Annotated in this window: 12 protein-coding genes; 8 read left to right on the top strand and 4 right to left on the bottom strand. The window is 69.7% G+C overall.

What is annotated here, in order from left to right:
• Positions 1-637: 637 nt before the first annotated feature.
• The 4 genes from AB0J87_RS17575 (at position 638) to AB0J87_RS17560 (ending at position 5,644) form a co-directional block, all read left to right on the top strand.
• Positions 638-1,057, top strand: coding sequence for a hypothetical protein (locus AB0J87_RS17575; RefSeq protein ID WP_363966295.1), 420 nt, complete (start codon positions 638-640; stop codon positions 1,055-1,057).
• Positions 1,048-1,359: a LysM peptidoglycan-binding domain-containing protein gene (locus AB0J87_RS17570; RefSeq protein WP_363966293.1), complete on the top strand. Its 312-nt coding sequence runs from the start codon at positions 1,048-1,050 to the stop codon at positions 1,357-1,359. Before AB0J87_RS17575 ends, AB0J87_RS17570 begins: the two co-directional genes overlap by 10 nt.
• A gap of 992 nt (positions 1,360-2,351) precedes the next feature.
• Positions 2,352-2,807 carry a transcriptional regulator NrdR gene (gene nrdR / locus AB0J87_RS17565; protein WP_185078046.1) on the top strand — a complete coding sequence of 152 codons (456 nt, stop codon included), beginning with the start codon at positions 2,352-2,354 and terminating at the stop codon, positions 2,805-2,807.
• Positions 2,804-5,644: a vitamin B12-dependent ribonucleotide reductase gene (locus AB0J87_RS17560; protein ID WP_350739220.1), complete on the top strand. Its 2,841-nt coding sequence runs from the start codon at positions 2,804-2,806 to the stop codon at positions 5,642-5,644. Before nrdR ends, AB0J87_RS17560 begins: the two co-directional genes overlap by 4 nt.
• A 424-nt stretch (positions 5,645-6,068) precedes the next feature.
• On the opposite strand, the gene AB0J87_RS17555 is transcribed toward AB0J87_RS17560, so the two are convergent.
• Entirely contained in the window at positions 6,069-6,887 is an 819-nt protein-coding gene (locus AB0J87_RS17555; protein ID WP_363966290.1) for a glycerophosphodiester phosphodiesterase family protein, read from the bottom strand.
• Between the two features lie 158 nt (positions 6,888-7,045).
• Here AB0J87_RS17555 and AB0J87_RS17550 point away from each other — a divergent pair, with 158 nt between their 5' ends.
• Positions 7,046-8,455 carry an MFS transporter gene (locus tag AB0J87_RS17550; protein ID WP_363966288.1) on the top strand — a complete coding sequence of 470 codons (1,410 nt, stop codon included), beginning with the start codon at positions 7,046-7,048 and terminating at the stop codon, positions 8,453-8,455.
• Here AB0J87_RS17550 and AB0J87_RS17545 read toward each other — a convergent pair.
• A complete protein-coding gene (locus AB0J87_RS17545; protein WP_363966286.1) occupies positions 8,406-8,870 on the bottom strand; it encodes a PPOX class F420-dependent oxidoreductase in 465 nt (154 codons plus the stop codon). The genes AB0J87_RS17550 and AB0J87_RS17545 overlap by 50 nt on opposite strands.
• Positions 8,871-8,983: 113 nt before the next feature.
• On the opposite strand from AB0J87_RS17545, the gene AB0J87_RS17540 reads away from it, so the two are divergent.
• Genes AB0J87_RS17540 through AB0J87_RS17530 form a run of 3 tightly spaced genes read left to right on the top strand, consistent with a single transcriptional unit; the run spans position 8,984 to position 11,995 of the window.
• Positions 8,984-10,195 (top strand): amidohydrolase, encoded by a 1,212-nt coding sequence (locus tag AB0J87_RS17540; RefSeq protein WP_350739210.1) that lies wholly within the window; start codon positions 8,984-8,986, stop codon positions 10,193-10,195.
• Between the two features lie 57 nt (positions 10,196-10,252).
• Positions 10,253-11,326 (top strand): PrsW family intramembrane metalloprotease, encoded by a 1,074-nt coding sequence (locus tag AB0J87_RS17535; RefSeq protein WP_363966284.1) that lies wholly within the window; start codon positions 10,253-10,255, stop codon positions 11,324-11,326.
• Positions 11,327-11,374: 48 nt separating this feature from the next.
• Positions 11,375-11,995 (top strand): pyridoxamine 5'-phosphate oxidase family protein, encoded by a 621-nt coding sequence (locus tag AB0J87_RS17530; RefSeq protein ID WP_350739204.1) that lies wholly within the window; start codon positions 11,375-11,377, stop codon positions 11,993-11,995.
• A 53-nt stretch (positions 11,996-12,048) separates the two neighbouring features.
• Here AB0J87_RS17530 and AB0J87_RS17525 read toward each other — a convergent pair whose 3' ends face one another.
• Together AB0J87_RS17525 and AB0J87_RS17520 are read right to left on the bottom strand one after the other, a co-directional pair.
• On the bottom strand, positions 12,049-12,216 hold the full coding sequence (locus AB0J87_RS17525; RefSeq protein WP_350739201.1) for a hypothetical protein: 168 nt from the start codon (positions 12,214-12,216) through the stop codon (positions 12,049-12,051).
• 300 nt (positions 12,217-12,516) lie between these two features.
• The gene (locus tag AB0J87_RS17520; protein WP_363966282.1) at positions 12,517-12,960 is read right to left on the bottom strand and encodes a carboxymuconolactone decarboxylase family protein; all 444 of its coding nucleotides are present in this window, start codon (positions 12,958-12,960) and stop codon (positions 12,517-12,519) included.
• Positions 12,961-12,999 lie beyond the last annotated feature (39 nt).

Genomic DNA, 12,999 nt, shown 5'->3' with positions numbered 1-12,999 from the left:
CCGGGCAGGGGAGGAGCCCGTGCGGACGAGGGCGACGAAACGGCGGCCGGCCGGAGATCCGGCGCAGACAGAGACCAACGGCGCTCGGGCGGGGGTGCCGACGCTGGGCGGGGGACGAGAGTGGACGATCGGGGTGCACGCGCCCCTGCGGGCGACGCGCGGTCGCGGGCGCGCGGACCAGGAAACTCCGGGACGAGAGAAGCGGGAGGCGCCGTCGGCCCTCGAGGTGGCGTCCAGTCCGCCGAGGGTGGCACACGCGGCAGTCGGCGCTCCGCGCAGATCGCGGGGGGAGACGTCGACGGAGCTCGGGGTGCTGGGGGAGAGGTTCTCGGTCTCGGGGGTGGTGTCCGGGGCTCCGGGGAAGGCGTTCGCGGTGCCCGGGGCCTGGCCCGGAGCGCTGGGGAAGGCGCGCGCAGTCCCCGGGGTCCCGCCCGGAGAGCCGTGGGAAAGGCCCTTGGCTCCAGGGGTGGCGTCCGGAAAGCCGTCGGAAAGATCCTTGGCCCCAGGGGCGGCATCCGAAGCACTGGGGGAAAGGACTTCGGTCCCGGGGGTGATGGCCGAAGTGCTGGAAAGGGCGCTCGCGGCGGTCGTCGTGCCGCCCAGGGTGCTGGGGAAGGCGTTCGCAGCCCGCTGAGTGGTGCCCGGAGTGCGGGGGGAGGCGCTCGCGGCCCCCAGGATGGTGTCCAGGGTGCTGATGGGGACGCTCGGGAGCCCTTGGGTGGTGTCCACGGTGCTGGCGGGGACGTGCGGGGGCTCCGGAGTGGTGTCCAAGGCGCTGGCAGGGACGCTCGGGGTGTCCGGCGTGGCGTCCGGGGTGTTGGGGGAGGCGTTCGTGGTGTTCGGAGTGGGGGTGTCCAGGGGGACGGGAAGGGCGTTCGGGGTGCTGGCGGGGGTGATCGGGCTGCGCGGGGAGGCGTCGTCCGGGCCGGCCGATCTCGGCGTGGCACAGGTGGCGGGCGGTGGGGATCTCGCCGGTGGGGCCGTCGGGTGGCGAGGTGGCGCGCGCGGCGGGCGTTGGCGCGCGTGCGTCGGCGGTCCGCTCCGCCGTTGCGGCTGACCCGGCGCGGGCGGGTCGTGCTGGTGGTCGCCGTGGCGTTGCTGTCGCTCGGCGGGTTCTGGCTCGGTACGCGTGCGGTGGGGCAGGCAGCGGTGCAGGTCGTCGTGACCAGCCATGCGGGGTTGCCGTGGGTGGAGGTGCGCGAGGGTGACACGCTCTGGGCCATCGGGGAGGCGCTCTCCCAGGGGGACGATCCCGGCCCTGTGGTGGAGGAGATCAAGCGCCTGAACGGCCTGTCCGACTCCCCCGTTCGCCCGGGCACCCGCCTGTACGTCCCGAGCAACACCGCCGCCTTACGCTGACCGCCCGACCCGCGGGTGCGTCCGGCCCGCCGGTCCGCCCGAGCTGTGAGTTCGCTCGGCTCGCCAGTCCGCCCAGGTCACCAGCTCGGCCGGCCCGCTCGGCCCGCCGGTCTGCTCGGCCCGCTCGGTTCGCCGGGCTGCCGGTCCGCTCGGTTCGCCGGGCTGCCCGGGCCGCAACCCTGCTTCGGGCTGTGAGTCTGCTCGGGCCGCCAGTTTGGCTGGGCTGTGGATCTGCTCGGCCCGGGAGCCTGCTGGGGCCGCCAGCCCGCCCGGACGGTGATTGCGATCGAGACGCTGGTCCACTTGGGCTGCGAGCCCGCTCGAACCTGCGAGCCCGCTCGAACCTGCGAGCCTGCTCGGACCGCCAGTCCGCTCGGACCGTGATTGCGACCGAGACGCTGGTCCGCTTGAACCCGGGAGTCCGTCCGGGTCGGGAGTCCGTCTGGGCCGCGAGGTTCACGCGTGGGAGCTGCGTCGTCAGGCTGCTCGGGTGCGACTGACTGGCGGTGTGTCGCGTGGGGTGCGGAGTGGCCTGGCGGTGGGGGCCGGGTCGGGGCATGGGAACGGTTGCCCGTGGGGCCGTTGGCGTTATGAGGCTGTCCGGTTGTGGAGTGGTTCGGGGGGTGCGGTGGTGGGGCTGGTGGGGGAAGGTTTGGGGGTTGGGTACCGTTGTGAGGTTTGTTCACGAAGGGGTGCGTAAGCAACTCGTGTGACGCCTCCAGCAGCACAAAGATCACCTCGACGGGCGACACGCCCAAGCTCCGCCGGTGACGGCGGGCTGATCAGCGACTTCGGTTCGATGGGCTTGCTCAACTTGCGTTCATGGTCGCTCGCTTCTACGGTTGGACCACAACATCTAGTAGTTACACCGATGTAGTTCACCACACCTTGTGTTTTATGTACCGCTCCACGGCTAGCCGTGGAGCGTGCGCGAGCGTCCCTCGACGGCGGTTTCGCGGCGTGTGGTGGCCGTAGGTCTAGGAGGCGAAAGCGTGCACTGTCCGTTCTGTCGCCACCCTGACACGAGGGTCATCGACAGCCGCTCCACGGATGACGGCGCGGCCATCAGGCGACGCCGCACCTGTCCCGAGTGCGGGCGCAGGTTCACCACGCAGGAGACCGTACTGCTGATGGTGAGCAAGCGCAGCGGAGTGACAGAGCCGTTCTCGAGGGACAAGGTCGTCGCGGGCGTGCGGCGCGCCTGTCAGGGCAGACCGGTGGGCGAGGATTCGCTGGCGCAGCTCGGGCAACGGGTGGAGGAGGCCATCAGGGCCAAGGGCGCGGCCGAGATCCCCTCCAACGAGGTGGGGTTGGCCATCCTGGGCCCGTTGCGGGACCTCGACGAGGTGGCCTACCTGCGGTTCGCATCGGTATATCGCGGTTTCGAGAGCCTGGCGGACTTCGAGGCCGAGATCTCACAGTTGAAGGCGGAGAAGGGGGAGTCATGACGGAGACGGCCAGCGGTTCAGTCGCGCGCGGGGGGAAGCGTCCGCGTAAGGGGCTGAAGATGAAGCGGATCTTCACCAAGCCCGGCGTGCACCCGTATGACGAGATCCAGTGGGAGCGCCGCGACGTCGTCATGACGAACTGGCGCGACGGCTCGATCAATTTTGAGCAGCGGGGCGTCGAGTTTCCCGAGTTCTGGTCGGTCAACGCGGCCAACATCGTGACGACCAAGTACTTCCGCGGCGCCGTGGGCACCCCGCAGCGCGAGTGGAGTCTGAAGCAGCTGATCGACCGGGTCGTCGGCGTCTACACCAAGACGGGCATCGAGCACGGCTACTTCGCCAGTGACGAGGACGCCGAGATCTTCGATCACGAGCTCAAGCACGCGCTGGCGCACCAGGTGTTCGCGTTCAACTCGCCGGTCTGGTTCAACGTGGGCACCAAGTCGCCCCAGCAGGTGAGCGCCTGCTTCATCCTCTCGGTGGACGACCAGATGGAGTCGATCCTCGAGTGGTACAAGGAAGAGGGTGTGATCTTCAAGGGCGGCTCGGGCTCGGGTGTCAACCTGTCTCGCATCCGTTCCTCGAAGGAGCTGCTGTCGAGCGGCGGCACGGCCAGCGGCCCGGTGAGCTTCATGCGCGGCGCCGACGCGTCCGCGGGGACGATCAAGTCCGGCGGCGCCACCCGCCGGGCGGCCAAGATGGTCGTCCTCGACGTCGATCACCCCGACATCGAGGAGTTCATCGAGACCAAGGCGCGCGAAGAGGACAAGGTCCGCGCGCTGCGTGACGCCGGTTTCGACATGGACCTGGGCGGCAAGGACATCGTCTCCGTCCAGTACCAGAACGCCAACAACTCCGTGCGCGTCTCCGACGAGTTCATGCGCGCGGTGGACAAGGGCGAGAAGTTCGGCCTGCGTGCCCGCCTGACCGGCGAGGTCATCGAGACGGTCGACGCCCGGGAGCTGTTCCGCAAGATGGCCAAGGCCGCCTGGGAGTGCGCCGACCCGGGCGTGCAGTACGACGACACGATCAACGACTGGCACACCACCCCCGAGACGGGGCGGATCACGGCCAGCAACCCGTGCTCCGAGTACGTCCACCTGGACAACTCCTCCTGCAACCTGGCCAGCATCAACCTGCTGAAGTTCCTGAAGGACGACAACTCCTTCGACGTCCCCAACTTCGTCAAGCTGACCGAGCTGATCATCACCGCGATGGACATCTCGATCACGTTCGCGGACTTCCCGACCGAGAAGATCGGCGAGACCTCGCGGGCGTACCGTCAGCTCGGCATCGGCTACGCCAACCTCGGCGCGCTGCTCATGGCCACGGGCCACGCCTACGACTCCGACGGCGGCCGCGCCGTGGCGGGGGCGATCACGTCGCTGATGACCGGCGTGTCCTACCGCCGCAGTGCCGAGCTGGCCGCGGTGGTCGGCCCGTACGACGGATATGCCCGGAACGCGGAGCCGCACAAGCGCGTCATGCGCAAGCACGCGGCGGCCAACGACGACCTGCGCACCGTCGGCTCCATGGACGCGAAGATCCACTCCGAGGCGTCCCGCCAGTGGTCGGAGTGCCTCAAGCTCGGCGAGAAGAACGGCTACCGCAACGCCCAGGCCAGCCTGCTGGCCCCCACGGGCACCATCGGCCTGATGATGGACTGCGACACCACCGGCATCGAGCCGGACCTGGCGCTGGTCAAGTTCAAGAAGCTCGTCGGCGGCGGCTCCATGCAGATCGTCAACCAGACGATCCCGCGGGCGCTCAAGCAGCTCGGCTACCAGCAGGAGCAGATCGAGGCCATCGTCGAGTACATCGGCGAGCACAGCCACGTCGTCGACGCGCCCGGCCTGCGCCAGGAGCACTACGAGGTGTTCGACTGCGCGATGGGCGAGCGGGCGATCGCGCCGATGGGCCACGTGCGCATGATGGCGGCCACGCAGCCGTTCCTGTCGGGGGCCATCTCCAAGACGGTCAACCTGCCCGAGTCGGCCACGATCGACGACATCGAGCAGGTCTACCAGGAGGGCTGGAAGCTGGGGCTCAAGGCCCTGGCCGTCTACCGCGACAACTGCAAGGTCGGCCAGCCGCTGTCGGCCGGCAACGGCGCCAAGAAGGACGAGGCCGCCAAGAAGGACGAGGCCGCCAAGGCGGAGCCCGAGGTCAAGGTCATCGAGGTCAACCGGCCGACCCGGCGGCGCATGCCCAACCAGCGGCCGAGCATGACCACCCGCTTCACGGTGGGCGGTGCCAAGGGCTACATGACCGCTTCGTCCTACCCTGACGACGGGCTCGGCGAGGTCTTCCTCAAGATGTCCAAGCAGGGCTCGACGCTGGCGGGCGTCATGGACGCCTTCTCCGTCGCGATCTCCATCGGCCTGCAGTACGGCGTGCCGCTCGAGACGTACATGAGCAAGTTCGTCAACATGCGGTTCGAGCCGGCCGGGATGACGGACGACCCGGACATCCGGATGGCGACGTCGGTGATGGACTACATCTTCCGCCGCCTGGCCCTCGACCACCTGCCCTACGACGAGCGGGCGGCCCTGGGCATCTTCTCGGCGGCCGAGCGCGCCGCGCAGCAGCGCGGCGAGGACCCGGCGGCGCTGCAGGAGACGGTGGACCGCGAGGCGCTGGCCCAGTCGGCGCCCATCGAGGAGAAGCCGAAGGCGGAGGTCGCCGAGCAGTCGCCGGCGGTCAAGGAGCTGACGCTGGAGAGCCACCAGCGCTTCACGGCCGACGCGCCGCTCTGCATGACCTGCGGCACCAAGATGCGGCCGGCGGGGAGCTGCTACGTCTGTGAGGGCTGCGGCTCCACCAGCGGCTGCAGCTAGTCGCGAGATCGGTTGACCGGGGCGGGGGCGAGCGGATTCGGCTCGCCTCCGCCTCGTCGTCTCGGGGGTGGGTCCCGGCGCGGGTCCTCCCGAGGGAATTCGGCTCGCCGCCTGAGCGCGGGGCCATCGTGAGGGTGCTGCGCCCCGCCGTCTGAGGAAGGGGCCCGGTGCGGCTCGCCGTGAGCGGATTCGGCCGGCTGCGAGAAGTGGGGCCGTCGTGAGTGGCTTGGGCTCGTCGCCTGTGCTGCCGACTTTGTTCGGTGGGTACGTGATCGTCCTCGGCCTGTGCGCTGGGCGTGAGGGAAGCCTGCGCGCTGGGCGTGGGGGAGGCCGGTCGATGACCGGGCCAAGTGTCTCAGTGGGGGACCGCTTCACAGGGGTGGATGCGGTCCTGGGAGCGCTCGCGCAGGCCGTGCTCGCCGTCTCAGCCGCTCAGTAGCTCGTCCAGGACGTCCGGCTTGTTGGTGATGATGCCGTCCACCTGGTAGTCCAGCATCCGCCGCATGGTGTCCGGGTTGTCCACCGTCCAGGCGAGCACCTGCATGCCGAGGGCGTGCACGCGCCGTACGTACGAGGCCGACAACGAGGTGTACGGCGGGTTGATCTGGTCGGCGAACTTGGCCAGCCCCGGCAGGTCGGCGCTGGACGGCGTGCCGAGCAGCCCGATCGGCACGTCGGGCAGCAGGCGGTGGAAGGTCCGCATCGATGCCCAGCTGAACGACTGCACCACCAGCCGCCCCTCCGCCAGCCAGCCGGGATGGCGGCGCAGCTCCGCGGCCACGCGGGCCTCGATGCCGGGGTAGAGCTCCGGAGCCTTGATCTCCAGCAGCAGGTCCAGCCCCGAGCCGCTCATCTCGCTGAGCGTCTCGTCGAGCGTGGGCACCCGCTCGTCCTCGTACTCGTCGGAGAACCACGAGCCGGCGTCCAGCTTGCGGATCTGGTCGAGCGTGAGATCTCCGACGCGCCACGGCGCATGACCGGGGAAGACCCGCTCGACGTCGGTGGTGCGGGCCAGGGTCGTGTCGTGCATCAGGACCAGTTCGTGGTCCTTGGTCTCCTGGACGTCGAGCTCGAACACGTCGGCCCGCTGCTTGTCGGCCAGCTCGAAGGCGGCGATGGTGTTCTCGGGCGCGTACGCGGAGGCGCCCCGGTGCGCGACGTTGACGACGGCGGTGGCCGCCTCGGCAGGGGTCGTCAGGAGGGTGGACGAGATCGCGATCATGACGGCGAGTCGCCTGAACATGGGTCTCCTCGGGTGGGGAGAGACAGTCGACTCGACGGTGACAAGATCTCATGACTGCAGGTTGATGGCAGAGTAACGGCCCGGTGCCCGACCGATGAGCATTCGACACGCGACCCCCGTGCCGGAGGAGCGAATCATGGAGTTCTAGCCTGAATGTCGTGAAGCATGGTGGGATGCTGGCCGTACTCCTGGCGGCCTGGTTCATGGCCCAGTTCGACTTCTTCGTGGTCAACGTGGCCGCTCCTTCCATCGAACGGGACCTGCACGCGGGCCCGGCCGCCCTCGAGCTGATCGTGGGCGGGTACGCCTTCACCTACGCGGCCGGCATGATCACTGGAGGCCGGCTCGGCGACCGCTACGGCTACCGGCGACTGTTCATCTGGGGCGTGGTCGCGTTCACGATCGCGTCCGTGCTGTGCGGGATGGCCGTCAACCCGGTCCAGCTCGTGGCCGCCCGCCTGCTCCAGGGCCTGGCGGGCGCGGCGATGGTGCCGCAGGTGCTGGCCACGATCTCCGCGGCCTACTCGCCGTCGGAGCGGGCGCACGCCCTCGGCTGGTACGGCGTCGCGGGCGGCCTGGGCTCGATCGCGGGCCAGGTGCTCGGCGGCCTGCTGCTGACCGCCGACACGCTGGGGCTCGGCTGGCGGGTCATCTTCCTGATCAACCTGCCCGTCGGCCTGATCGTGGTGCCGCTGGCCATCTGGCTGCTGCCCGAGGTCGAGACCGCCCGGCAGGCCAGGCTCGACGTGCCGGGCGCGGCGGGCCTGGCCGTCGGGCTGGCTCTGGTGCTGGTGCCGCTCGGCCTGGGCAACAGCCTGGGCTGGCCCGTCTGGACGTGGATCAGCATGGGGGCCGCGGTGCCCGTGTTCGTGCTGACCTGGCGGTGGCAGCAGGCGCTCGGGGCGCGCGGCGGGCAGCCGGTGCTCGACCTGGCGCTGCTCAAGGTCCACTCCTACCTGGCGGGTGTGGGCTCGATCGTCGCGTTCATGGCGTACTTCGCCTCGTTCATGTTCACGCTGACGCTGCTGCTGCAGGGCGGGCTGGGGCTGACGGCCTTCCAGGCGGGGCTGGCGTTCGCACCGATGGGGGTGCTGTTCTCGGTCACGTCGATCCTGGGGACGCGACTGGTCAGAAGGTACGGGCTGATCGTCGTCGTGATCGGCGGCGTGATCATCGGGCTCGGACTGGCCCTGATGGTGGTCGGGGCCGGGCTGGGCCTGCCGTACATCATGGCCGCGCTCATGCTCGTCGGCTCGGGCAACGGGCTGGTCCTGCCGCAGCTCATCGGCGCGGCGCTGGTGGAGGTCACCCCGCACCAGGCCGGCATCGGGTCGGGCATCCTCAGCACGGCGCAGCAGTTCGCGGGCGCGGGCGGCGTGGCGGTGATCGGCGCGGTCTTCTTCGCGGCGGCGGAAGGGGGGCACCACGTCACTGCCATGCGCTGGTCGGCGGGCATCGACCTGGGGCTCGTCCTCGTCGTGATCGCGTCGGTGGCCTACAACCGCCACCGCGCCGTCGTCACGAAACGGGCAGCACGGTCCCGTACAAACGCGAGACGCGGATCCTGATCACCAGCCGCCGGTCCTCGACCATCTGCCGCAGGAAGGCGTACGGGTCGTCCATGTGCTGCTGCATGGCGAGGAGCTCCATGCCCACCTCGTCGCCCGGCTCGGCGCTCACCGGCGACAGCTCCGCCTGGCCCTCGGCGACGGCGTAGGACCAGAAGTCGTCGCTGGCCACGTAGAGGGCGCAGCGCGGGTCCTTGTGGAGCTGGCGGACCTTGAGCCGGTCGGCGATCGTGGAGATCCGCACCACGCGCTGGTCGGGGTCCCAGGTGTACAGGACGGTGGACAGGTGAGGGTGGCCGCTGCTCTTGTTCGTCGCCAGCGCGCCGAAGCGCTGGCCGGCCAGCAACTGCGAGAGCTCCTCGTCGCCAAGGGACTGGGGGGCCGGGCCCGCGCCTGGCCCGTACGTTTGCGACATGCATCCTCTCCCTCGTGCAAATCCTGAAATATCAGCCTATCCCCATGTCACCTGGCCCCGGAGGACCCGATGCGTACGGGCTCGGCGATCCGCCCACCGGTAGGTTACGAGTCATGAATTTTGCTATTACCAGCGGATACGTTGTGCCGATCGACGGCGACCCCATCGACGGCGGCACCGTACTCGTCCAGGACGGGAAGATCACCGCCGTCGGCCGGGACGTGGCCGTGCCCGAGGGGACCCCCGTCGTGGACGCCGCAGGCGGCTGGGTGCTGCCCGGCTTCGTCGAGGCTCACGGGCACCTCGGCGTGTACGAGGAGGCCGAGGGCTGGGCCGGTCAGGACACCAACGAGATGACCGACCCGAACGGCGCCCGCCTGCGCGCCCTCGACGCCATCAACCCCGCCGACCTGGCCTTCGCCGACGCGCTGTCCGGCGGCGTGACGACCGCGGTGATCAAGCCGGGCTCCGGCAACCCGATCGGCGGCCAGACGGTCGCGATCAAGTGCTGGGGCAGGTCCGTGGACGAGATGCTGGTCAAGGAGCCGGCCAGCGTCAAGAGCGCGCTGGGTGAGAACCCCAAGCGCGTGTACGGCGACCAGAAGAAGCTGCCGTCCACCCGGCAGGGCGTGGCCGCCGTGATCCGGGACGCGTTCATGAAGGCACAGGACTACAAGGCCAGGCGGGCGGCGGCCGCCGACGAGGGCAAGCCGTTCGACCGGGACGGCACGCTGGAGATCCTGGTCCGCGTGCTGGACGGCGAGCTGCCCTGGTGCCAGCACACGCACCGGGCCGACGACATCTCCACCGCGCTCAGGCTGGCGGACGAGTTCGGCTACCGGCTGATCATCAACCACGGCACCGACGGCCACCTGCTGGCCGACACCCTGGCCGACCGGGACGTCCCCGTCATCATCGGTCCCCTCTTCACCAGCCGGTCGAAGGTCGAGCTGCGCCGGCGCTCGCTGCGCAACCCGGGCATCCTGGCGCGGGCGGGCGTGCGGCTGGCCATCACCACCGACCATCCCGTCGTGCCGATCCACTTCCTCGTCCACCAGGCCACGCTGGCGGTCAAGGAGGGCTTGGACCCGGCCGAGGCGCTGCGCTCGATCACCCTGAACCCGGCCCGGATCATGGGGATCGACGACCGGGTGGGCGCGCTCCGTCCCGGGCTCGACGGCGACGTCGTGATCTGGTCGGGGGACCCGCTGGACGTCATGAGCCGGGCGCTGCGGGTGTTCGTCTCCGGTCGGGAGGTGTACACCTACGCCGACGGCGAGGCCGTCGTGGCGGATCCGTATTACCGCGAATCAAGTGACCGTTAAGCGGCTGTAGATGCGGGCCGAGCATAGTGGTCGGACCAGCGAAAGAAAGGCACCACGATGCCAGTCCAGCGTCCCAGCAAGGCCCTCTTGATCGGCCTGGTCGTGTCCAGCGCCCTGGCGTTGATCGTGCTGACCGTCATGCTGCTGTCGGGCGGGCCCGTGGGGTTCGGGCTGTCCGCGCTGCTGGGCGTGGCGCCGCTGCCGGTGCTGCTGGCGGCCGTGCTCTCGCTCGACAGGCTGGAGCCCGAGCCGAAGCTGAACCTGGCGTTCGCCTTCGCGTGGGGCGCGGGGGTGGCGATCGTGCTGGGCATCGCGCTGTCGTTCGTGGGGGAGGCGCTGTTCACCAGGGCCGGGTTCGGCGAGGCGGTCGTCGACGACGTGGGCACCGTCCTGCTGGCTCCCGTGATCGAGGAGGCGCTCAAGGGCTCGGCGCTGCTGCTGCTCCTGCGCAGGCGGCGGGAGATCGACGGGCTGACCGACGGCATCGTGTACGCCTCCATGGCCGGCCTGGGCTTCGCGGCCGTGGAGAACGTCGGCTACTACCTGCTCGCGTACAACGAGGACGGGGCCGGCGGGGCGCTGCAACTGTTTGTGATCAGGGGCCTCATCGACCCGCTCGGCCACCCCATCTACACCTCCATGATCGGCCTCGGTGTCGCCTACGCCCTGACCAGGCGCACCGCGGCCAGGTTCGCCGCGATCCCGCTCGGCTACCTGGGCGCGGTCTTCCTGCACGGCCTCTGGAACGGCTCCGCCACCACGGGCTCCCTGGCCTGGGTGGCCGCCGCGTACCTCGTGATCATGGGGGCGCTCATCCTGCTGATCACCGTGACCGTCATCGAACGCCGCCAGCTCGTCACCAGGATGGGCGTCTACCTGCCCGGTTACCAGCAGACCGGGCTGATCACGGAGGCCGACGTCAGGATGCTCAGCACGCTGTCCGGCCGCAAGGCGGCCCGCAAGTGGGCCAGGGGCGCCGGGCTCGGCCGGGCCATGGGCGACTACCAGCAGGCGGCGACCGAGCTGACCATGCTGCACCTGCGGGCCGAGCGCCAGGGCATGGACCCGGTCCGCTTCGCCGTGGAACGCGACGCGTACCTGGGCATGATGGCGAACGCCCGCCGCTGGTGACCCGGACGCTCCCTGGCAAAATGGGGTGAACCCTCGAAGGGAGAGCAGATGAGCTGGGTGGAGATCGGGTCCGAGACTGAGCTACGCGAATTGCTCGGCGAGGTCATGCCGAGGGCGGCGACCAAGGAGCGCGTACGGCTGCACGAGCGTGACCGGGAGTGGCTGGCGGCCTCCCCGTTCTGCCTGATCGCCACGTCGGACGACGCGGGCGCCTGCGACGTCTCGCCCAAGGGTGACCCCGCCGGGTTCGTCCACGTCATCGACGACACCACGATCGCCATCCCGGACCGGCCGGGCAACCGCAGGGCCGACGGATTCCTCAACGTCCTGACGAACCCGCACGTCGGGCTCATCTTCCTGATCCCCGGCCGCAACGAGACCCTGCGCATCAACGGCCGGGCCAGGCTCATCCGCGAGGCCCCGTTCTTCGACGAGATGATCGTGAAGGGCCACCGCCCGCACCTCGCGCTCGTGGTGGAGATCGAGCAGATCTTCTTCCACTGCGCCAAGGCGTTCCTGCGCTCCTCGCTGTGGAAGCCGGACAGCTGGGAGCCCGAGGTCCTGCCCTCCCACGCGCGGCTCGTCAAGGACGTGCAGAAAGTGGAGGAAAGCCTCGAACAGCTCGAGAGCTACTACGGCAAGACCTACGCCGAGCGCCTCTACGGCTGACCTCGGAGCCCGTCGCCCGGCCCCGGGCCGGGCGACGGTGCTGTCAAAGCGTTTCAGGCGGCGGAGGTCGGACCGCCCGGGAAACGGATGACGTTGCGGCCGCTGTAGGCCCGCAGGTCGATCACCTTGGGATCGGCGGGCTGCTTGCGGCGGTCGGCCGAAGGAATCTCGCGGACCTTGTGCCTGGCGATGTGTGGCGGCACCACCACAAGCCTCTTCATCGTGAGCCCCCCGTGATGACTTTGTTATCTAGTTATCTACCGAAGGACCGATAAATCCGGCGTAAAGAGAGCACGTCAGTAGGGGAGTGTGCGGCCCGCCGGGGTCCGCAGGTCCAGCTCCAGAGCCGGCTTCGTGGGCCGCTTGGTCGTCGACTTCGTGACTCTGACGCGTTTCATGGCCTCCCCCTTCGGAAGCGCGTGTCCGCGCCGCCGGCCGGTGGCATGACGGGCGCCTGCCACCCGCCATGCGCGCCAACCTAACGGGCCACCACCGACTCTCTCAATGCATTTCTACGAATGTCATGCTCCGGGCGTGAGCCGGGCCGTGACACCGATCCGGTTCCACGCGTTGATCATGGCCAGCGCCACGATGAGCAGTCCCAGCTGCTTCTCGCTGTAGTTCTTCGCGGCCTCCTCCCAGACCGCGTCCGGCACGCCCGCGCCGTCGGCCAGCCTGGTCGCCTCCTCAGCCAGCGCGAGCGCGGCCCGCTCGGCCGGCGTGTAGACGGTCGCCTCCCGCCAGGCGGCCACCGACCAGAGGCGCTCATCGCTCTCACCGGCCTTCTTCAGGTCGCGGCTGTGCATGTCCACGCAGTAGCCGCAGCCGTTGATCTGGCTGGCGCGCAACTTGATCAGCCCGAGGGTGGTGGTCGGCAGCTCGCTCTCGTGCAGCAGCTTCTCCACGGCCAGGAAGTGGTGGTACGCCTGCGGAACCTGCTGTGCGACGTTGATCCGCTGGGTCATGTGTCTCTCCTCAGTTCGTTTGTAGGAGGACGGGATGGG

The sequence above is a fragment of the Nonomuraea sp. NPDC049625 genome (assembly GCF_040675285.1).
Lineage (GTDB): Bacteria > Actinomycetota > Actinomycetes > Streptosporangiales > Streptosporangiaceae > Nonomuraea > Nonomuraea angiospora_A.
Note: the sequence above shows the minus strand (reverse complement) of the source record. Positions and strands in the feature narration are given on the sequence as shown.

Coding starts and splice junctions, on each gene's coding strand:
- AB0J87_RS17560 (WP_350739220.1), top strand. CDS start 2,804: ATGACGGAGACGGCCAGCGGTTCAGTCGCGCGCGGGGGGAAGCGTCCG.
- AB0J87_RS17555 (WP_363966290.1), bottom strand. CDS start 6,887: ATGTTCAGGCGACTCGCCGTCATGATCGCGATCTCGTCCACCCTCCTG.
- AB0J87_RS17545 (WP_363966286.1), bottom strand. CDS start 8,870: ATGTCGCAAACGTACGGGCCAGGCGCGGGCCCGGCCCCCCAGTCCCTT.
- AB0J87_RS17540 (WP_350739210.1), top strand. CDS start 8,984: ATGAATTTTGCTATTACCAGCGGATACGTTGTGCCGATCGACGGCGAC.
- AB0J87_RS17535 (WP_363966284.1), top strand. CDS start 10,253: ATGCCAGTCCAGCGTCCCAGCAAGGCCCTCTTGATCGGCCTGGTCGTG.
- AB0J87_RS17530 (WP_350739204.1), top strand. CDS start 11,375: ATGAGCTGGGTGGAGATCGGGTCCGAGACTGAGCTACGCGAATTGCTC.
- AB0J87_RS17525 (WP_350739201.1), bottom strand. CDS start 12,216: ATGAAGAGGCTTGTGGTGGTGCCGCCACACATCGCCAGGCACAAGGTC.
- AB0J87_RS17520 (WP_363966282.1), bottom strand. CDS start 12,960: ATGACCCAGCGGATCAACGTCGCACAGCAGGTTCCGCAGGCGTACCAC.